At 61.3% G+C, this 19,542-nt stretch carries 15 protein-coding genes and 2 tRNA genes; 7 read left to right on the forward strand and 10 right to left on the reverse strand.

What is annotated here, in order from left to right; translation table 11 throughout:
* Positions 1 to 22 precede the first annotated feature (22 nt).
* Positions 23 to 1,168, reverse strand: coding sequence for an ADP-ribosylglycohydrolase family protein (locus L7A20_RS09370; RefSeq protein ID WP_237223213.1), 1,146 nt, complete (start codon positions 1,166 to 1,168; stop codon positions 23 to 25).
* Between the two features lie 48 nt (positions 1,169 to 1,216).
* On the opposite strand from L7A20_RS09370, the gene L7A20_RS09375 reads away from it, so the two are divergent.
* The 3 genes from L7A20_RS09375 to L7A20_RS09385 are packed head-to-tail and all read left to right on the forward strand — an operon-like array spanning position 1,217 to position 6,891.
* Positions 1,217 to 2,362, forward strand: a complete 1,146-nt coding sequence (locus L7A20_RS09375) for an exonuclease SbcCD subunit D (protein ID WP_237223215.1) — start codon at positions 1,217 to 1,219, stop codon at positions 2,360 to 2,362.
* Positions 2,363 to 5,506, forward strand: a complete 3,144-nt coding sequence (locus L7A20_RS09380) for an AAA family ATPase (protein ID WP_237223217.1) — start codon at positions 2,363 to 2,365, stop codon at positions 5,504 to 5,506. It begins immediately after the preceding gene.
* Positions 5,503 to 6,891, forward strand: coding sequence for an MFS transporter (locus L7A20_RS09385; RefSeq protein WP_237223218.1), 1,389 nt, complete (start codon positions 5,503 to 5,505; stop codon positions 6,889 to 6,891). Before L7A20_RS09380 ends, L7A20_RS09385 begins: the two co-directional genes overlap by 4 nt.
* 93 nt (positions 6,892 to 6,984) lie before the next feature.
* Here L7A20_RS09385 and L7A20_RS09390 read toward each other — a convergent pair whose 3' ends face one another.
* From L7A20_RS09390 to bcp, 8 genes are all read right to left on the reverse strand, one after another.
* Positions 6,985 to 7,632, reverse strand: a complete 648-nt coding sequence (locus tag L7A20_RS09390; RefSeq protein WP_237223220.1) for an MBL fold metallo-hydrolase — start codon at positions 7,630 to 7,632, stop codon at positions 6,985 to 6,987.
* An 11-nt stretch (positions 7,633 to 7,643) separates the two neighbouring features.
* Entirely contained in the window at positions 7,644 to 8,735 is a 1,092-nt protein-coding gene (locus L7A20_RS09395) for an S-(hydroxymethyl)mycothiol dehydrogenase (protein ID WP_237223222.1), read from the reverse strand.
* A 61-nt stretch (positions 8,736 to 8,796) separates the two neighbouring features.
* Positions 8,797 to 9,630 carry an alpha/beta fold hydrolase gene (locus L7A20_RS09400; RefSeq protein ID WP_237223223.1) on the reverse strand — a complete coding sequence of 278 codons (834 nt, stop codon included), beginning with the start codon at positions 9,628 to 9,630 and terminating at the stop codon, positions 8,797 to 8,799.
* A 5-nt stretch (positions 9,631 to 9,635) separates the two neighbouring features.
* Entirely contained in the window at positions 9,636 to 10,742 is a 1,107-nt protein-coding gene (locus tag L7A20_RS09405; protein ID WP_237223225.1) for a YihY/virulence factor BrkB family protein, read from the reverse strand.
* A 177-nt stretch (positions 10,743 to 10,919) separates the two neighbouring features.
* Positions 10,920 to 12,398 (reverse strand): malate:quinone oxidoreductase, encoded by a 1,479-nt coding sequence (locus tag L7A20_RS09410; RefSeq protein WP_272879224.1) that lies wholly within the window; start codon positions 12,396 to 12,398, stop codon positions 10,920 to 10,922.
* 162 nt (positions 12,399 to 12,560) lie between these two features.
* Positions 12,561 to 14,288, reverse strand: a complete 1,728-nt coding sequence (locus L7A20_RS09415; protein ID WP_237223228.1) for an ABC transporter substrate-binding protein — start codon at positions 14,286 to 14,288, stop codon at positions 12,561 to 12,563.
* A gap of 115 nt (positions 14,289 to 14,403) precedes the next feature.
* A tRNA-Leu gene (locus tag L7A20_RS09420) sits at positions 14,404 to 14,485 on the reverse strand.
* A 70-nt stretch (positions 14,486 to 14,555) separates the two neighbouring features.
* Positions 14,556 to 15,026 (reverse strand): thioredoxin-dependent thiol peroxidase, encoded by a 471-nt coding sequence (gene bcp, locus L7A20_RS09425; RefSeq protein ID WP_237206371.1) that lies wholly within the window; start codon positions 15,024 to 15,026, stop codon positions 14,556 to 14,558.
* A 199-nt stretch (positions 15,027 to 15,225) separates the two neighbouring features.
* On the opposite strand from bcp, the gene L7A20_RS09430 reads away from it, so the two are divergent.
* Positions 15,226 to 15,840, forward strand: a complete 615-nt coding sequence (locus L7A20_RS09430; protein WP_237198552.1) for a MarR family winged helix-turn-helix transcriptional regulator — start codon at positions 15,226 to 15,228, stop codon at positions 15,838 to 15,840.
* A 168-nt stretch (positions 15,841 to 16,008) separates the two neighbouring features.
* Positions 16,009 to 16,081, forward strand: a tRNA-Lys gene (locus L7A20_RS09435).
* A gap of 122 nt (positions 16,082 to 16,203) precedes the next feature.
* Here L7A20_RS09435 and L7A20_RS09440 read toward each other — a convergent pair.
* Positions 16,204 to 16,656 (reverse strand): hypothetical protein, encoded by a 453-nt coding sequence (locus L7A20_RS09440; protein WP_237185900.1) that lies wholly within the window; start codon positions 16,654 to 16,656, stop codon positions 16,204 to 16,206.
* Between the two features lie 429 nt (positions 16,657 to 17,085).
* On the opposite strand from L7A20_RS09440, the gene L7A20_RS09445 reads away from it, so the two are divergent.
* Positions 17,086 to 18,924 (forward strand): acetolactate synthase large subunit, encoded by a 1,839-nt coding sequence (locus L7A20_RS09445; protein WP_272879225.1) that lies wholly within the window; start codon positions 17,086 to 17,088, stop codon positions 18,922 to 18,924.
* The gene (ilvN, locus tag L7A20_RS09450) at positions 18,921 to 19,430 is read left to right on the forward strand and encodes an acetolactate synthase small subunit (RefSeq protein WP_185174490.1); all 510 of its coding nucleotides are present in this window, start codon (positions 18,921 to 18,923) and stop codon (positions 19,428 to 19,430) included. The genes L7A20_RS09445 and ilvN overlap by 4 nt, the downstream gene beginning before the upstream one ends.
* The last annotated feature ends 112 nt before the right edge of the window (positions 19,431 to 19,542 follow it).

The raw sequence follows: 19,542 nt of genomic DNA on the forward strand, positions 1-19,542 counted from the left end.
CTGCGAGCCTGCCTGCCCTTACCTACACCCCAAGCTGCTTGAACCAGGCTACCTCAACCAGGTTCAGGGCTTCTGCGGCGTCGGTAGCAGGGGCGAGGTCTGCCGGGAACGCAGTGTCGCCCCAGAGCGCTCCGAGCAGGGAGCCGACCAGAGCCCCGATTGAATCTGAATCGCCGGTGACTGCAATTGCCGCGCCCAGGGTCTCCCTCACTGCCTGCTGCTGGTTCAGCTTCTCCGCAGCGACGTCCGCCTCTGCCCGCAGGGCTAGGAAGAGGGCGTAGCCGAGCACATCGGGGGCTACCAGGAGTTCGCCGAAGTGGGGGCGGGCGTCCGCCACCTGCGCCTCTTGCTGAGCCAGGCGGACGGCGGTGCCCAGCGCCGTGCGGGTGAGTGCGGTATCGCCGGGTAGGGCCTGGCTTTGCTCCACTGTGCCCAGCCAGTTCAGCACCTGCTGGGTGCAGGCTTCAAGCACATCGGGGCGGGGAGCCTGCGCGGCACTCTGGCTGGCGCTACCCAGCAGGTAGCGAGTTAGCAGGGCATAGGCGCTTGCCGAGATGATGGCCTCGGGGTGGCCGTGGGTGAGGGCCGCGGCATGGGCGGATAGCTTGATGACGGTAGCGTCATCGGCCACCGGCAGGTAACCGAAGGGGGCAGAGCGCATGAGCGCCCCGGTACCCAGGGCCTGCGGGTTGATGTTTTTAGAGATAAACTGCATTTCCCCCGTGGCAAGGGCTGCCAGGGTTGCCTTGCCCGGGCCCCGCTGCTGGCGCATTACCTGGAGCGCATCGAGGGGGCGGGGAAGAGAGTAGGGGGCGGTCTCGGGTGCCGGGTGGCCGGTGCCGGTGTACCAGCGCAGGTAGGCTAGCCAGATGCAGGCCAGCTCATCGGCTGCCTGGCCCTCGTTGTTCCATTCCAGCACCTCAGTGAGCCCGTCGAGGGTTGCCAGGGTGAGCTGGGTGTCGTCTGAAACGAGCAGGGGTTCCCGGGCGATAGCCGCGATAAGGTCAGTTCCTGTATGCCCACCCCAGTGCTCGGCAATCTGTTCTACGGTGCTGGTCTCTAGGGGGTAGCCCAGAGCATCCCCCAGGGCGGTACCCAGTAGGGAGCCGCGCAGGGCCGACCGGTAGGCGGGGGAGAGGGCATCGGGGGCAGGAAAAACAGAAGTCATGCTCCCTATTCTAAAGCGGGGTAAGAGCGGGACCACTAAACTGGTGGTATGCGTATCTTGCACACCTCAGACTGGCACCTGGGCCGCACCTTTCACGGTACCTCCCTGCACTCCTATGCCGAGCAGCTGCTCGATGAGCTGGTGAACCTGGTTCAGGAACAGGGTATTGACGTGGTGCTGATCAGCGGGGACGTCTATGATCAGGCCCAGCCCCGCACCGAGACCGTGCAACTTTTTGACCGTACCCTGACCCGCCTGGTGCAGGCCGGGGCGCAGGTGGTAGCAACTAGTGGTAATCATGACTCGGCTATTCGCCTGGGCTTTGGCTCTTCTTTGCTGAGTGTTGCGGGTGTGCACCTGGTGACCTCGCAAACCCAGGTGGGCCAGCCCGTCCTGCTGTCCGCCGGGGGCGTTGAGGTGGCCTTTTACGGCATACCCTACCTAGAGCCGCGCCCGATTGCTGCCCGCTGGGGCACCGAGGCCAGCCACGCGAGCGTGCTGGCTGAAGCTATGAGGAGGGTAGAAGAGGACGCCGCCACCCGCCAGGTTGCCGCCACGGTGGTTCTTGCCCACTGCTTTGCCACGGGTTCAGAGCCTTCAGAGTCAGAACGCGATATTTCGGTAGGCGGGGTACAGCAGGTGCCGGTGAGCACTTTTGCCGCTGCCAGCTATACAGCCCTGGGGCATCTGCACGGGCGGCAGAAGGTTGCCGATACCGTCAGGTATTCCGGCTCTCTGTTGGCCTATTCTTTCAGCGAGCAAAACCACCGTAAGGGGGCCTGGATCATCGATGTAGCCCCTGACGGCGCTATTGAGGTGAACGAACATACCTGGCAGACCCACCTTGTGCTCAAAACCCTCAAAGGTACTCTCGACGAGGTGCTTGCCGAAAGCACCGTGGCGGCCTACGGCCGGGCTTTTGTCAGTATTACCCTGACCGACGCTGAGCGCCCAGCCGCTGCCCTCGATAGGCTCAAAGCCCACTACGAGCACGTCCAGGAACTTTTCTTCGCCCCCGAAGGCGCCGAAAGTCGCCCAGAGCACAGCTACCGCCGCACCCGCGAGAGCCAGAGCGTTCAGGCTATCTGCGAGTCCTTCTACGAGCACGTGCGCGGTCGTGCCCTCAACGAGGCTGAAGCCACCTATCTCACCGACGTCCTAGACCAGGCCCGCACCAGGGGAGCGAGCGACTAAATGCGAATTCACCGACTAGAACTGACCGCCTACGGCCCCTTCCCGGGAACCGTCACCATCGACTTTGACGACCTCAACCGAGAGGGCATCTTCCTGCTCAACGGCCCTACCGGTTCGGGCAAGTCATCTATTCTCGATGCCATCTGCTACGCCCTTTACGGCTCCACCTCATCGGGGCGCACCGACCTGAAATCCCGTTTCGCTGACCCCCATGTGCAGCCCCGGGTGCTGCTGGACTGCACCATCGGCACCGACCGCTACCGGATCGACCGTAGCCCGGCCTATGAGCGCCCCAAGAAACGCGGTGAGGGCACTACCACCGAGCAGGCCAAAACCCTGATTGAGAAGTTTGATACCGCCACCGGCAGCTGGGAACCAGACCCGGCCATCACCCGCCACAAAGACGCCGGTGATTTCATGCTCTCTGTACTGGGCCTCAACGCCCAACAGTTTAACCAGGTCATGCTGCTGCCCCAGGGGCAGTTCCAGCGTTTCCTGGTCGCTACCTCCGGGGAGCGGGAGCAGCTGCTCAAGCAACTCTTTGGCACCGAGGACTTCGAGAAGGTACAGGATCTGCTCCACAGATACGCCAAGGACGCCGCCGCGGCAGCCGAGGCAGCCCAGCAGGATCTGCGGGTGCTAGAGCAGCGGGCAGAACGTGCCGAGCAGGCAGCCCGGGCCGACCAGGCCCAACGGGCCCTGGGGCAAGAGGTAAACGGAAGCACCGAAAGCTCTTCCGCTCCCGAAGACACCGGGCCTAGCTCCGTAGCGGACCTACCCGAACACCTGCGCCAGCTACTCAGCCAGCTAGCAGATCTCATTCAGAATCTAGAAGAGCGGCGGGACAAAACCGCCCACGAGCTCGAAACACTGGCAAACGAGCACACCGAAACCGCCCAGCTGCAAAAAGACTGGGCGACCTTCCTCAAGCTCACCCAGGAACAGGAAACCCTGGCAAATGAAGAGAGCCAGATAGCTACCAGTCGCACCCGCCTCGAAGAGCACCGGGTAGCTGCCGAGATTCTGCCTCGGGTAACAGCGGCCGAACAGGCAGCAACCGCCTATCAGCAGGCAGCAGAGCGGGCAGAAACCCACCTGGGCAGCACCCGCAGGCTCCTGGCGTCCGCCCGGGAAAACCTCACCGAAACCGCCCTCGAATACGACCTACTCACGCAAGCCCAGGCCGCACTCGAAACCACCCTCACCGACGCGGCCAGTCAGCAGCTGAGCGAACTCGCCAGCGCCCACATTGACCAGCTCACCCGCTACCAGCAGGCAGAAAAAGACATCGCCAACCTGGCCGCTCAGGCACAGGCCAGTACCAGCAACCTCAAGGGCCTGATCGTCCGCCGCACCCAGCTCACCCAGGCCCTGGCAGAAGCCCAGCAGAGCCTCACCCAGCAGCGCCAGGACTACGAGAAAACCGAGCAGGCTACCGCCCGCGAAGAAGCCGCCCGCGCCCTGCTGGCCCAGGCCCGCGACCGGGTCACCGCCGCCGACCGCATGACCCAGGCCCGCACCAGTCTAGAAGCCGCCCAGCGGGCCTCCCAAGTAGCCGAAGAAAGCCGACGAAAGTCGTCCGCCCAGGCCGAAACCCTGCAGCGCCAGCGCTTTGACGCCGCCGCCCAGATCCTGGCCGAAACCCTCACCGACGGCCAACCCTGTAGCGTCTGTGGCTCCACAGACCACCCCGCCCCCGCCAGCTACGACCAAAACACCCCACCCGTCACCGAAGAAGCCCTCACCCGCGCCAAGCACCAGCGTGACGCAGCAGAAGCAGAAGCCCAGCAGGCGCTCGCCGCCCTGAGCGCAGCCCAGAGCACCCTCGACCAGTTGGTAGAGCAGGGCACCCCCGAACCCGAAGAAGCCCGGGCAGCCCTGACCTCTGCCCAGGAGAACCTCAACCAGGCCCAGGCTGAGGTAGCCCACCGCAAGGCCCTGGCTCAGCGCATCGCAACCGCCGAAGAAACCCTTGAGACCAGCCGGGCAGACCTGGCCGAAGCCGAACGCCAGCACACGAGCGAAGAAGCCAAACTGCAGCAGCTCACCGGCCAGCGAGAAAGTCTTGAAGCCGAGCTGGCCCCCCACCGACAGGGCCCAGGCCTAGCTGACCGTATCGCCACCCTTAACCGGCTAGCCAGACAGCTGCCCACCTTGCTCGCCGCCTACGCCGATCGGGAGCGGCAGGCCCAAGCCCAGGCGTCCGCCCAGGAAGAACTGAGAATCGCCCTACAAGAAGCCCAGCTCAAGGACGCCCAGCAGGTAAAAGCCCAGCTACTCACCAAGGCCCAGGCCAGCCAGCTAGAGCAGCAGATCACCACCCACCGCGATCGCACCCTGGCAGTCACAGCCCAGCTCACTAGCCCCGCCCTGGCAGCTATCGCCCAGCTCCAGGCGAACGGCGGCCAACCCCCTGCCCCCGAACAACTAGCCCAGCTCAAGGCAGCAATCGCCCAGCTCAGCGCCCAGCGCGATAGCTACATTAGCCATGCCACCCGCCTGACCGGTGCCCGCGAGGAGCTGCACGAGGTGCTGAGCCTGCTCGAAGCGACCCTAGAAAAGAGCCGCCTGCTACTGGAGGACGCCCACCTCAAACATGAACTCGCAGCGACCGCCACAGCAGCCCCCGGCAGCGATAACCGCCTGCACATGACGCTGACGTCCTACGTGCTGGCCTACCAGCTCGCTGAGGTCGCCGAGGCAGCCAGCGAGCACCTCGAAAAAATGACCCACGGTCGCTACCGCCTGGAACATACAGACCGGGCAGAGGGGCGCAACAAGAAATCCGGCCTGGCCATCGACATCTTCGATGCCTGGCACAACGCCAGCCGCCGCCCGGAAAGCCTCTCGGGAGGCGAAACCTTCATGGCCTCCCTGGCCCTGGCACTGGGTCTTGCCGACGTCGTGCAGCAGGCCAACGGCGGTATCGACATCGACACCCTCTTCGTTGACGAAGGCTTTGGCTCTCTCGATGATGAGACCCTCGAAGAGGTTATGACCACCATCGACTCCCTGCGCGAGCGCGGGCGGGTCATCGGCCTTATCTCGCATGTGGCCGAGATGAAGAACCGCATTAACAAGCACATCGTCCTTACAAGCTCGCCCCAGGGCTCATCCCTGGTCGCAGATGCAGGAGCAGCGTGAGCCCCCACCGTAACCCCAAGAATCGTAGCTCTTCTCCCCGCACGGGGCTGGGCTACCGGCGCGACCGCCAGTGGCCCAGTGGCTCCGACCTGCGGAATAACCTGCGAGAGAGCGTCACTCGCCTGCGCATTTCAACCGAGTATGCCCGCACCCGTATTCGCGACCTGCTGCTGGCCCACGGCCGGCGCTTCCTCTTCTTCTCCCTGCTCATGCGCCTGCCCGCGGCTATGGTGATGCTGGCGGTGATGATGATGCTGGCCGTGCAGAATAATGAGGCCACCCTCGGCGGGTACGCCGCCGGTACGGTGGGACTGAGTGCGGCTCTCATGGTGCCGGTCTATCGGTCGATTTCTGAGCGCTGGGGCCAGCGAAGAATATTCTTTGCCGTTACAGTGCTCAATATTCTGGCCCTGATGTGGCTGATGCTGGAGTCCCTGCACTTTGCTGAGACCAGTAGCGGGTCTATTGGCCGGTTCCTCGCAGCCTGCGCGGTGACGGGAGTGACAACCGTGCCGCTGGGGGCAGTGATGCGAAGCTACTGGAGCGCCGAGTACCTCACCACCAAGGACCGCCGTAAGCTCAACGCGTCCATTTCGCTTGAAACCATGTTCGACGTCATCGCCCTACCGGCCGGTGCCGTTATTGCCGGTATGACCACGGTCTTTTTGACGGCCCAGTCGGCCCTCTTCGCGGTGATTGTGCTCGATGTGCTGGGCCTGCTCATGCTACTGTGGCGCCCGGAAAACCTGCCGGTTGAGACCCGAGATGTCAGCGGGGGCAACCGCCGCAAGCCCCTGCGGGGTGTAAGCCGCTCCCTGCTCTGGATACCCCAGCTAGGCACCATCTGCTTGGGCCTATCCCTGGGCGCTACCCAGGCAGCTATCGTGGCCTACGCCATTTCAACCGACCAGATAGGCGTCACCGGTTTCCTGATCGCCCTGCTGGGTCTGTGCGCGGTTATCTCTGCCCTGTTTGTGCTCTTTGAACGCCTGCCCATGTTCGGGTGGGGGGCCTGGCTGGTGAGCGGGGTGTGCCTGACCCTCACCGCCATGACCCTGTCTCTGCCCACCTCTGCTATGGGTATGGTGATTCCTCTGATCAGCGTGGGTCTTGCCTACGGCATTTGCCTGGTCACCATGGACTCGGTGGCCACCAGCCTCTCGGTGCGTAAAAACCTGGACCTGGCTCTTTCTACCCTGCAGGCCTGTTCCTTGGGCGGTATTGCGGTGGGGTTCGTATGGGCCGCCGATTTGAGCGGCTCCTACAGCTACCAGGTGGCCCTGATTATTCCTCTCATCGCCGCTGCGATCTACTTCTGCCTGGGACATCTCTACGGGTTCTTGTGGCGTCGCACCTACGAGGAGCGCCTAGCCCTGCTGCCCTAGCGCGTCCTCTCATCACTCCAAGCACAAGGGGCCCTACCGTCAGCTGACGGTAGGGCCCCTTGGTATAGGTTGAGGGAGCGGACGCCCGCGCGGCTAGTGGCCGCGCTTGATCCAGTTTTCGAGTTCGGGGGCTTCTAGGCCGATGCCGGTGGAGTCCCCGTGGCCGGTGAGCACAGCGGTGGATTCGGGCAGGGTCAAGAGCTTGGTTGAGATTGACTCGATGATGGTTTCGAAGCTGGAGAAGGAGCGGCCGGTGGCGCCGGGCCCTCCGTTGAAGAGGGTGTCGCCCGAGAAGAGCACGCCCTCTGAGTTCTCCCAGGAGAGGGTGGGGGCGTAGAAGCAGACGGAGCCGGGGGAGTGGCCCGGGGTTGCCAGGACGTTCAGCTCGGTGGAGCCGATGGTAATGGTATCGCCCTCTGCCAGGTCTTGGTCGAAGTCCCAGGAGGGGTAGACCATCTCCCAGAGCGGACGGTCTGCCGGGTTGAGGTAGACCGGGGCCTCGAAGCGGTCGGCGGCTTCCTTGGCTGAGCGGATGTGGTCGTCGTGGGCGTGGGTCAGCAGGATTTTCTCGACGGTGCGCCCTGCAACCTTGGCTGAAATCTTATCGACGTCGTGGGCGGGGTCGATGATGACCACGGAAGTGTCGTTGCCGATAATCCAGACATTGTTATCGACCTCCCAGGTTCCCCCGTCCAGGGAGAAGGTGCCGGAGGTGACAACTCGTTCAATGCGTTCTGTCATGGTGATAACTCCTAGAGCTCAACGACCGAGCGTAGAACCTTGCCGGTCTTCATGGTTTCGAAAGCCTCGTTGACCTGGTCAAGGCTGATGCGTTCTGAGACGAAGCCGTCCAGGTCGAGGTTGCCCAGCTGGTAGTGCTGCACGAACATGGGGAAGTCGCGGGAGGGCAGGGTATCGCCGTACCAGGCTGACTTGATGGAGCCGCCGCGCCCGAAGACCTCATCGAGGGGAGCCTGCCAGGTGGTGCCGGGGGCGGGCACGCCTACCAGGACGACGCGTCCGGCCAGGTCGCGGGCCTCGAAGGCCTGCTTGAAGGTGGCTTCAACGCCCACAGCGTCAATGACCAGGTCGGCACCGAAGCCGTCGGTGAGCTCCTTGATAGCGGCTACCGGGTCCTGGTTTTTAGAGTTGATGACGTGGGTGGCGCCGTGCTCCTTGGCTCGGGCCAGCTTTTCGTCGTCGATATCAACGGCGATGATGGTGGTTGCCCCGCCCAGCTTTGCGCCGGCAACAGCGGCGGTACCTACACCGCCACAGCCGATGACGGCAACGGACTCGCCGCGGGCTACTTCACCGGTGTTGAGCACAGCACCCAGACCGGCGGTGACGCCGCAGCCCAGCAGACCGATAGCGGCGTACTGGTCTTCGGTCAGCTCAGCATCAATCTTGGTGCACTGGCCGGCTGCTACCAGGGTCTTCTCGGCAAAGGAGCCGATACCAAGGGCGGGGGAGAGCTCGGTGCCATCTTCCAGGGTCATCTTCTGGGTGGCATTGTGGGTGGCGAAGCAGTACTGGGGCTTGCCCTTCTTACAGGCTCGGCACTCGCCGCAGACAGCTCGCCAGTTGAGAATGACCAGGTCGCCGGGGGCAACGTTGGTGACGCCCTCGCCTACCGCCTCGACGATGCCGGCTGACTCGTGGCCCAGCAGGTAGGGGTAGTCGTTGCCGACCCCGCCCTGGACGTAGTGGTGGTCGGTCTGGCAGACACCGCAGGTGAGCACCTTGACCAGGGCCTCGCCCTTGATGGGGTTGGGCACATCGATGGTAACAACTTCAACGGGCTGATCCTTGGCCAGAGAGACGACGGCCTTGACCTTGTGCATGGGGCTCCTTCGATAGCGGGAGGGGAAAAAATATCGGCAGGTAGCTACCTGCTACTACCCTCTACGCTACCGTGTGGTCCGGCTCGCTGCCAGCTCGTGAGACCGCATGACGGGCCATGAAGTCAGCGGACGCCCGGCGGGCTTGCCCGCTGGTCAGGGCACTAATATGGTCGCGGCCAGCTAGCTCCAGATGGGCGGACGCCGGGTGCGGCAGGGCCGCGGCAAGGGCAGGGAGCCCGGTGGCTAGGGTATCGTCGCTGCCGGCAAAGAGGAGGGTGGGGCAGATAGGTAGTTTGTTCGGTATGAAAGGCTCAACTGGCTGGGCTGTAAAAGCGGCCAGCGCAGCGCGGGGCAGGGGGCTGGCATCGAGGACGGCCTGGAGTCCCTCTGGTAGGGAGGTGCCGGGGGTGGAGGGAGACTCCGACAGATAAGACTGCACCTCGTCGAGGTGGGTTGCTAGGGGCAGGCCTCCGAGCGTCAGGCTCTGCACCAGGTGCGGGGAGCTGAGCGCTACCTGCCAGCAGATGCGGGCGCCCAGGGAATAGCCCAGCAGATGAACCGGTGTATCTACATCTGCCAGAGCCCGGGCAAGGGCTGTGCCCAGGGAGGCCATGAGCCCTTCTTGCTGCCAGGTGACGGCTATCTGCCCGCCAGACCTTTCTGCCCCTTCGTGCCCTGCTTCTTCGAGCCGGTGGTAGGGCAAGGTGACCAGATGGACATCTGCCCCTGCTCGCTGGAACTGCCGAACCCAACCGGTCCGTTCCCAGGTCACCTCGGGGGTGGCGGCAAAACCGTGCACCGCCACCACCTGCTGGCCCTCAAGAAGCCGGGGCGGAGCGTCCGCCCCAGCAACGGGGGCACAGTAAATCTCGACCGAAAGACAGGGCTCGCACATAGGGCCTACTCGGAGTCCTTCTTCTCCTGCTTCTCGGCCATCTGCTGGAAATCAACACCGTTATGGGCCAGGCGAATCTTGCGGCCCTCTTCGATGAGGTTTTCCTTCTTCTCCTGCTGTTTGATCGCCATGGTGTCATCGCGAGGGGGCAGCTGAAGCTCGTCCTCGGCCTTGATGCCTGCCTGCAGCTCGCGACCGCGCTGAATCTCAGCGTCAATCTGGGCGCCGAGCAGCAGCACATTGTTCATGATCCAGATGAACAGCAGCATCACGATAACGCCACCGATCAGGCCGTAAGTGGCATTGTAGGAGCCGAAGTTGGAGACGTAGAAGGTGAAGCCCAGAGCAGCAATAGCCATCACGACCAGGGCAATAGCGGCGCCGGGGGTGAGGAAGCGGAACTTGGGCTGCTTGACGTTGGGGGTGGCGAAGTAGAGCAGGCTAATGAGCACAACGGCCAGAACCAGCATGATGGGGTAGCGCAGCCACATCCATACGCCGATGAAGCCGCCGAGTTCGATAGCGGGCACGGCGTTCTGCAGGGTGGTCAGCACGTCCTCGGAGGACAGCAGTACCAGCATCATGGCAACAACAATCAGTACCATGGCAGCGGTGACCAGCAGGTTGAAGGGGCGCAGCTTCCAGATGGGGCGACCCTCTACTACACCGTAGATCTTGTTCATGGCACGGCCAAAGGCGCCGATATAGCCTGAGGCAGTCCAGAGGGCGCCGACCACACCGGTGACCAGGGCCAGACCTGCGGCGTTTGAGCTGGTGAGCTGGGTGATGGGCTCTTCCAGCAGGGTCAGCATTTCAGCCGGGGCGTAGTCTTCAAGGAAGTTGAGAATCGCGTTGGTGGTCTGCTGGCCCTGCCCAAAGACACCCAGCAGGGAGACCACAGCCAGTAGGCCTGGGAAGATAGAGAGCACCGTGAAGTAGGTCAGGGCGGCGGCCAGATCGGTGCAGCCGTCGTTGGTGAATTCGCTCAGGGCGCGCTTGAAGATGTACTTCCAGCTAGAGCCGCTCATATCTGAGAGCTTGGCGGGCTTGGGAGCCTCTTTGTGGGCCTCCTCTGTAACCGCCCGGCTAATGGTTTGTTCTTTGAGAGCCATAGTGTCGTCCTTTGGGCATGCGGTGATTTAATCAGTAAACATCTTATCAGTAGCATGATAAACCTTTGAGCTGGCTGAGCGTCTGCTTCGTGATAAAACAGTAGCTGCCCCGGCGCATGATGCCGGGGCAGCTATGAGACAGGGTAGCCCACACGGTAGTGGGCGGACGCCGGTGGGCTAGTTATCGATACCCAGCACCTTGGCGGTGTGGGCAAAGAGCTCGTCAGCCAGGTCGTGGTTGTCGTTGAGCTTGATGCCGTAGCCGGGTACCAGTTCCTTGATGCGAGGCTCCCACTGGTTCATCTTGGAGGGGAAGCAACGGGCCAGCAGGGTCAGCATAATGGGGGCGGCAGTTGAGGCGCCGGGGGAGGCGCCGAGCAGGGCCGCGATAGATCCGTCGCCCGAAGCGATGAGTTCGGTGCCGAACTGCAGCACGCCGCCCTTCTTGGCGTCCTTCTTAATAACCTGTACGCGCTGACCGGCGGTGATGAGCTCCCACTCATCCGCTACCGCGGTGGGGTAGTACTCACGCAGAGAAGCTACACGCTCGTCGCGGTTCTTGAGAAGTTCACCGATGAGGTATTTGGTGAGATCTACGTTGTCCAGGCCTGCGCGAATCATGGGGACCAGGTTGTCCGGACGCAGGGAGAGGGGCAGGTCGAGCAGGGAGCCCTGCTTGAGGAAGTTGGTCTTAAAGCCAGCGTAGGGGCCAAAGAGCAGGGAGCGTTTGCCGTTCACGTAGCGGGTGTCGAGGTGGGGCACAGACATGGGCGGGGCACCCACCGAAGCCTGACCGTAGACCTTGGCATTGTGCTTGAGAGCGGTTTCTTCGTTGGTGTTGCGGAAGAAGAGGCCCGAGACGGGGAAGCCGCCGAAGCCCTTGCCTTCCTTAATACCTGACTTCTGCAGCAGGTTGAGGGCACCGCCACCGGCACCCAGGAAGACAAACTTGGCACGAATGGTCTGGCTGTGCTCGGAGTTCAGGCGGTTCTTGACCTTGACCAGCCAGCTGCCGTCACTCTGCTGCTCGAGGTTGGTGACCTGCTGGCCGTACTGGACGGTGACGCCCTGCTCTACCAGGTAGTCCACCATCTGCTGGGTGAGGTTGCCGAAGTCTACGTCGGTGCCCTCGGGTGACCAGGTGGCGGCAATCTTCTGGTTGGGGTCGCGGCCCTCAACGGCCAGGGGAGCCCACTGGCGAATCTGGTCAAAATCGGTTGAGAACTTCATGCGCTCAAAGAGCTTCTGGTTCTCGAAGGCCTCAAAACGCTTGCCCAGGTAGCGCACATGGTCTTCACCGAAGACCAGGGACATGTGGGGTACGGGGTTGATGAAGCTGGCGTCCTTGATCTTGCCCTCTTCAACCAGGGAGGCCCAGAGCTGGCGGGAAACCTGGAACTGCTCGTTAATACCCAGTGCCTTAGCCGGGTCTACGGTGCCGTCGGGGCCTGCCGGGGCGTAGTTGAGTTCGCAGAGCGCTGAGTGGCCGGTACCAGCATTGTTCCAGGGGTTAGATGACTCCTGGGCTACCTGATCCAGACGCTCCAGCAGGGTGATATTCCAGGTGGGCTCTACTTCCTTGAGTAGGACGCCCAGGGTTGCGCTCATAATACCGCCGCCCACTAGGACGACATCGGTCTGTACTTCGTTTGCCACGTGATTGACACTCCGTCACTCTAAGACTGTGGTGCCCGACGCTGGACACCGGCTGGGGTGGAGCCGCTCGGCCCCGTTCTCATCTTTAGCGTAGTACAGATAGGGCGACCTACCTAACACGCGCAGTTCTTTGACGCTCTTTTGCGGGTACCAGGTAGGGGTTTAGTCGTCGATGTGCACGGTAGAGAAATCGTCGATGCAGGTGGCGCTCACCGTGTAGGTGCGCACCCGCTGGCCCTGGGTGACGCCCGAGACAGGGTAGGCCAGAGGGATGGCTGAAAGTAGGTTGGCTACCTGGTTATTGATGTCCTTGTAGGCTTCCCGCCATTCGGCGATATCGGTATGGGTATCGGCTTCGTCGATAGCCTGGCGGATACTGGCGTAGCTGGCAGTAGCCTTGGTCGGTTCGTTGGCTGCTGCCGTGGAGGTGGGGGAGGGGCTGGCGCTGGCACTGGCGCTCGGGCTGGCTTGGCTGATGGTGGTGGGGGCGGACGCCGCCGGGGTGAGCACATGCCCCAGAAAGGCGGTGGGGTCGCGGAAGGCCCCGATAAAGCCGGTCAGTTCGAGCCCGTAGTCGGGGTGGGCGGTAGGTACGTCCTCGGTGCCGGCGTCTGACCAGCGGTAGGGTTTGGGCACGATGTTGAAGCCTGCCTCAACCAGGTTTGCCGAAATCAGCGAGTAGATACCTTCGGGCGAGGGCAGGGAAGGCAGAGAGAGATTGACCGGGTAGTAGAAATCAATGGCCTGGTTGGCGTAGGTGCTGGCGCGCAGGAGTTCCTGGGCGCGGGTGAGGTTATAGGTATAGACCTGCGCCATGTCCTCTTTCTTCATCTGGAAGAGGGCGGGGACGAAGTCGGGCGCGGTATTGGTGCCCTGGGGGTAGTAGGCCTCGACGATAGCGGCCCTGTCGATGGCGCGGGCCAGGGCCTGGCGCACCCGGGCGTCGTCGAAGGCCGGGTGGGAGAGGTTAATACCGATATAGGCAATTGCGTAGGGGTCGCGGGACTGCACCGCATACCCGTCCAGGGCCAGGGGGACGTAGTCCTTGAGGGCCACCTGGTCGTAGGCATCGATGCTGCCTTCGAGCAGGTTGTAGTAGCGCTTTTCGGCATCGGGGATAGTGAGGAATTCGATGATGCCAAGGTCGGGGGCCTGGCCCCGGTAGGAGCTATTGCGGGTGAGGACGGCAGTGCTGCCATCCCAGGAACTCAGCGTAAAGGCACCGGTGCCTACGGGGGAGCCGGTGAGGTAGCCGTCCGCCCCGATAGTGCTGGGTAAGACCAGCCCGTAGGCCGGCTGGGTGAGTGCCTTGAGGAAGCTGCGGGAGGGACGGGTTAGCACAATGGTAATGCTTGTATCGCTGGGGGCTGACCAGCTGCTGACCAGGGAGCCTAGCTGGCTGCCATCGGTTGCCTGGGCTGTTCCAAAGAGCTGGTGGAAGGGCTGGGTCATTCGGGTCAGCGGAGCCTTCCCCAGGCGAGACCAGCGCTCGATGTTGGCAAGGACGCTATCCGCTGTCAGCTGGCTACCGTCGCTAAAGGTAGCGTTCTCAACCAGAGTGAAGGTGTAGGTGAGGCCATCCTCGCTAATCTCCCAGCTCTTGGCAAGAGAGGGGGCAGGCTCGCCGGTGTTGACGTCGGCCCGCACCAGGGGTTCTAGAATCTGGGCGCTGATGCGGTGGCTTTCTACCCGGTAGGTAGCTGCCGGGTCAAGGGTGAGTACCTGGGCGCCCTGGGCAAAACGGAAGGTGGGGCCTGCACTCTCGGTGGCGGACGCGGACGCTGCGGGGTCGGCTTCAGTCGGGCTCGAACAGGCTGAAAGGGCTAGCCCAGCGGTAAGTATGGAACCATAGTGAAGCAGAGTGCGGCGAGACAGGGCTGATACTGCCATAAGAGAATCCCCTTCGTTCTGAGGCACGTTGACCTAGACCTTACCGTCAGGTTTTAGCTATCAAAAAACCCGTCCAACCGTGGATAAACCGGGCTGAACGGGTGTTTCGTCAGTGTGCGCGAGGAGGGACTTGAACCCTCACGCCGTAAGGCACAGGAACCTAAATCCTGCGTGTCTGCCAATTTCACCACTCGCGCATGCGGTGCTGTCAGCACAACAGTGTCTATGCTACAACACCTTGAGAGGTTTTGCTAAATGCGGCCGCCCCTAGGAGTCGATACCTAGGTCTCGGCGGAGCTTGGCAACATGGCCCTTAGCGCGGACGTTGTACTGGGCGACCTCAATCATTCCCTTCTCGTCGATGACGAGGGTGGAACGGATCAGGCCCACATAGGTCTTGCCGTAGTTTTTCTTTTCGCCCCAGGCCCCGTAGGCTTCCGCAACCGCGTGGTCTTCATCGGAGAGCAGGGGGAAGGTAAGCTCCTGGTTCTCGGTGAAAGTATCGAGGGCCTTGACGCTGTCGGGCGAGATACCCAGGACGGCGTAGCCGTGCGAGGTAAGCGAGGCCAGGTTGTCTCTAAAATCGCAGGCCTGTGTGGTGCAGCCGGGGGTAGATGCCTTGGGGTAGAAGTAGACGATGACCTTCTGCCCTGCGTAGTCGGCCAGGGAGACGGTGCCACCTCCTGCAGCGGGCAGGGTGAACTGGGGTGCGGGGGTTCCCGGAGTAAGTCGTTCCACGGGCGTCCTTTCACATGGTGAACAGAAAAGGGGTGCAGCCTACCGGGCTGCGGCCTTGCTACCAGCTTATCAGGGGCAAGGAACCCTGATTTTTAGCGGAAAAACAGGGTTGTTCAACAATTACTCAGTGTACAGTTGGTTATGTCAAGCACCTGTCATGTCTAGGCATATAAGTGCTGAGTATGCTTATAATGGTGCTATGCCAGAAATTCGTAATTGGTCGATTAATCGACTCCTCTCAACTGCAGCGCGCATGCTGGAATACAGCTGGAATGATCAGCTGAAGTCACTTGGGCTTACCCATGCTGGCGTAACAGCTCTTGGCGTCATTGCCCGCGAAGGCATGATTTCACAGGTGAAAGTTGCCTCCCTTGTGGGTGTGCAGGCCCAGACCATGGGCAAGACCCTTGCGCGACTCGAAGCGCACGGGCATGTTTTCCGCACCCGTAACACTATTGACCGCCGCAGCTACCTTCTAGGTATCACCGAAGAGGGGCGGCGCGTGCTGGCCGAAGCAGAGAACATTGACCGCAAGCTTGGATCTGCCGGCGAGCTCTCAAACCCTGAATTTCGCGAAATGCTCATTCATATTATTGAAGGCCTGAGCGAGCACCATGCTGGTAGCGAGGTGCTCGATGATGTTGCCGGTGAGCACACCGCCCAGATTGGGGCTATCACTAAATCTTTAGCAGAGGCTCCGTCGGCAGAAGCCGACGTACCCGAGGCTAATGTCACGGAGCCTATCGTTGAGCGCGTCAATACCGCTGTTATGGACGTTATTACGCCAGAGATGATTGCTGAGTACCGTAAATAGTGCTTCTGGGCCTCCTGCTGATAGGGCGGGAGGCCTTCTGTATGGGCTGTACACATACGCTTTTTATGAAGGTGCTCACAAACACCCTTTTCAGCTTGCGCGCCTCAAAAAAGCTGCGTATAGTAGAACCCGTTGCTGAGACAGGTTCTCGGTCTGACAAGTAAATATGCGCCTCTAGCTCAATTGGCAGAGCAATTGACTCTTAATCAATGGGTTCTGGGTTCGAGTCCCAGGGGGCGCACAGCGTAAGAAGCCCGACCGGCTAGCCGGTCGGGCTTCTTTTTATTTATCCTGGTTTGTCTGTGTCTATTTTTCAGGCGATGCCCAGTCTTTTGTATGCGGGCTTCACCATGGGGAGAAAGGTTAGAGCTCCCAAGCCTCAATGATGACACGCTTGAAATCTTCGATATCAAGTGCCTGGTCGAGCACGCCGCTACCTTCTGAGGTCTGTACAGTCATCTGAGGCTCGAAGGTGAGGGAAAATGAGGTGCCGTTTGTGGACTCTAGGCCAAACGAAAACTCTGAAAGAGTGAAGGTACGTGCGGCGTTGGTGTTGTCGATCGAGGTGGGCGTGCCGGTACCGCGAACTTCGGGTAGAGAGAGCGGGGCAATGACGGCCTCTCGTGGGGTATCCCTGTAGCCAATGAGGAAATGGCTTTGACCCTCTTCCTGGCGGGATGCTACATCGGGGTTTCGGTAGATAGATGAACCTGTAGCAAAAACCAGGTTGTAGGCCCCATAGTTAATAATCTGACTATCGAAGACAGTATGCAGGGCCTTGGCGATTTCACTACTGGTGAGCTGGGGTTCAGTCATGTCATCAGTCTACGTGCTATAAGTGTTATCTTGCCCAGAAAAGTACTGCTGATTGCCTAAAAGTCTTTAAATGACAATGTGCAAGTTTGTGTCGACTCGCCGAGAGTGGGGCGCAGAGGCTTCCTTGTAGTGTCTTGATGTGTGAAAGTGTTGTGTCACATTCTAAGACCGGTTTGACCGGTGTGCCCTTGAGCACCAAGAATAAAGGGTATGACAACACGCCAGCAGTCACAGATTATTCTTGTGGTGCGACTCGTGAACGAGTGCGCAGCATAAGTCTTTGATGTGTCTTACGGCGTGCGCACCCTTCGCTCAACCAAGCGGAGGGTTTTTTTCTAGGTTTATCCGCAACCCGGCACTACCTACACCCAACGGGCGCACCCACCGCTCACACACAAGATCATCTTCAGACCATCGCGAGGATCACCAATGACAGCGGGAAATCCCATCAACCCTGCAGATCTAGCTAAAAACCTGGGCAACCGTAGCAGCTCAGAAACCTCACCGGTAGAGCGCATGACCGGCTCTCAAGCCATCGTCCGCTCCCTCGAAGAACTGGGTGTAACCGATATCTTCGGCCTGCCCGGCGGCGCGATTCTGCCCACCTACGACCCCCTCTTTGACTCTGAAAAGCTCAACCACATTCTGGTGCGCCACGAACAGGGGGCAGGGCACGCAGCAGAAGGCTACGCGATTGCCAGCGGTAAGGTCGGCGTAGCTATCGCCACCTCGGGCCCCGGCGCCACCAACCTGCTCACCGCCATCGCAGACGCCAATATGGATTCTGTGCCTCTGGTGTGCATCACCGGCCAGGTCTCTTCAAAGGTGATTGGCACCGACGCCTTCCAGGAAGCCGACATCGTGGGTATGACCATGCCCATCACCAAGCACTCCTTTATGGTGCGCGATGCCCAGGAGATTCCCCGCTGCATCGCCACCGCCTTCAAAATTGCCGCAACCGGTCGCCCCGGCCCCGTCCTCGTTGACATCACCAAGGACGCCCAGCAGGGCATGATGGACTTCTCCTGGCCGCCCGCTAACACCGACCCCCGCGGCTACAACCCCGTGACCCGCGGCCACTCCAAGCAGATTCGCGAAGCGGCCAAGCTTATTACCGAGTCCCGGCGCCCCGTCCTCTACGTGGGCGGCGGTGTCGTCCGCGCTGAAGCGTCCGACGAGCTGCTGAAGCTTGCTAAAACCACTGGTGCCCCCGTCGTCACCACCCTGACCGCCCGCGGCGCCTACCCCGACTCAGACCCCCAGAACCTGGGTATGCCGGGCATGCACGGCACGGTTCCTGCTGTAACCGCCATGCAGAAGTCCGACCTGCTCATTGCCCTGGGCGCCCGTTTTGACGACCGCGTCACCGGCGTCGTCTCAGAATTCGCTCCGCACGCTAAGGTCATCCATGTCGATGTAGACCCCGCAGAAATCTCAAAGATTCGTATTGCCGACGTACCCATCGTGGGCGACCTACGCTACGTGCTGCCCGAACTCAACGAGATTCTCGAAGGTGAGTTCGCCTCTGAACTTCCAGACCTTTCGGACTGGTGGACGCTGGTCAACCGCTTCAAGGAAACCTACCCCCTGGGCTACACCAAGACTGACGATGGCCTGGGCTCCCCCCAGTACGTCATCCAAAAGCTGAGCGAGCTCACCGGCCCCGATGCCTACTACGTCACCGGCGTGGGACAGCACCAGATGTGGTCGGCCCAGTTTATTCAGAGTGAAAACCCCCGCCACTTCATTAACTCAGCCGGTCTGGGTACCATGGGCTTCTCCGTCCCCGCCGCTATGGGCGTCAAGGTTGCCTTCCCCGACTCGGTTGTGTGGGCTATTGACGGTGACGGCTGCTTCCAGATGACCAACCAGGAACTGGCCACCTGCGTGCAGAACAACATCCCCATCAAGGTTGCCATTATCAACAACTCGTCCTTGGGTATGGTGCGCCAGTGGCAGAACCTCTTCTACGATGGCCGCTACTCCAACACCCACCTCAAGACCGGCATGGGTACCGAGCGCGTGCCTGACTTCGTCAAACTGGCTGAAGCCTACGGTTGCGCCGCCCTGCGCTGCGAGAGCGATGCAGACGTAGAAGAAACCATCAAGCAGGCCCTGGCGATCAACGACCGCCCCGTCGTCGTAGACTTCAACGTCAGCCCCGACGCCCTGGTCTGGCCCATGGTGCCCGCCGGTGTATCGAACGACCAGATTCAGATTGCTAAAGATATCTCACCCTCCTGGGGCGAAGATGAGGAGATGCTATGAGCCGCCACACCCTCTCGGTTCTTGTAGAAGATAAGCCCGGCGTGCTGGCCAGAGTCTCAGGTCTCTTTGCCCGCCGCATGTTCAACATTGATTCCCTAGCCGTTGGCCCCACCGAAGTTCCCGGTATCTCCCGCATCACCGTGGTGGTCGACGCCGAGGGCGTGCTGCTTGAGCAGGTCACCAAACAGCTCAACAAGCTGATCCACGTGCTCAAGATTGTGGAACTGCCCGACGAACAGTCGGCCCAGCGAGACCACATTCTCATCAAGGTCAAGGCGGACGCGGCAGCCCGCATCCAGGTCACCCAGGCCGCCGACCTCTTCCGCGCCAAGATTGTAGACGTCTCTACCGAGTCCGTCATTATCGAGGCCACCGGCTCGGCCAATAAGATTAACGCCCTGCTCGAAGTGTTAGAACCCTTCGGTGTGCGTGAGATTGTTCGTGCTGGCACTATCGGGCTCTCTCGTGGGCCTCGGTCAATGAGCGAGAAGGCCCTGCGCGGCTAGACCAAGGGCCACCACAAAACACCATTCCAAAATATGAAACCCGTGTCTCAAAAATAGCCGAAGCTATTAGGCTAGAGACTGACGGTTCATGACAACCAAGGTTTGGCAGCCA

Origin of the sequence: Rothia nasimurium, from assembly GCF_928381415.1 — a bacterium.
Taxonomy (GTDB): Bacteria; Actinomycetota; Actinomycetes; order Actinomycetales; family Micrococcaceae; genus Rothia; species Rothia nasimurium_H.

What these genes read in the sequence shown, in the direction of transcription:
- L7A20_RS09400 (WP_237223223.1), bottom strand. Translation starts at nt 9,630, where the DNA reads ATGTGCGAGCCCTGTCTTTCGGTCGAGATTTACTGTGCCCCCGTTGCT.
- L7A20_RS09370 (WP_237223213.1), bottom strand. Translation starts at nt 1,168, where the DNA reads ATGACTTCTGTTTTTCCTGCCCCCGATGCCCTCTCCCCCGCCTACCGG.
- L7A20_RS09390 (WP_237223220.1), bottom strand. Translation starts at nt 7,632, where the DNA reads ATGACAGAACGCATTGAACGAGTTGTCACCTCCGGCACCTTCTCCCTG.
- ilvN (WP_185174490.1), top strand. Translation starts at nt 18,921, where the DNA reads ATGAGCCGCCACACCCTCTCGGTTCTTGTAGAAGATAAGCCCGGCGTG.
- L7A20_RS09405 (WP_237223225.1), bottom strand. Translation starts at nt 10,742, where the DNA reads ATGGCTCTCAAAGAACAAACCATTAGCCGGGCGGTTACAGAGGAGGCC.
- L7A20_RS09440 (WP_237185900.1), bottom strand. Translation starts at nt 16,656, where the DNA reads ATGACTGAACCCCAGCTCACCAGTAGTGAAATCGCCAAGGCCCTGCAT.
- L7A20_RS09375 (WP_237223215.1), top strand. Translation starts at nt 1,217, where the DNA reads ATGCGTATCTTGCACACCTCAGACTGGCACCTGGGCCGCACCTTTCAC.
- L7A20_RS09430 (WP_237198552.1), top strand. Translation starts at nt 15,226, where the DNA reads ATGCCAGAAATTCGTAATTGGTCGATTAATCGACTCCTCTCAACTGCA.
- L7A20_RS09380 (WP_237223217.1), top strand. Translation starts at nt 2,363, where the DNA reads ATGCGAATTCACCGACTAGAACTGACCGCCTACGGCCCCTTCCCGGGA.
- L7A20_RS09395 (WP_237223222.1), bottom strand. Translation starts at nt 8,735, where the DNA reads ATGCACAAGGTCAAGGCCGTCGTCTCTCTGGCCAAGGATCAGCCCGTT.
- L7A20_RS09445 (WP_272879225.1), top strand. Translation starts at nt 17,086, where the DNA reads ATGACAGCGGGAAATCCCATCAACCCTGCAGATCTAGCTAAAAACCTG.
- L7A20_RS09415 (WP_237223228.1), bottom strand. Translation starts at nt 14,288, where the DNA reads ATGGCAGTATCAGCCCTGTCTCGCCGCACTCTGCTTCACTATGGTTCC.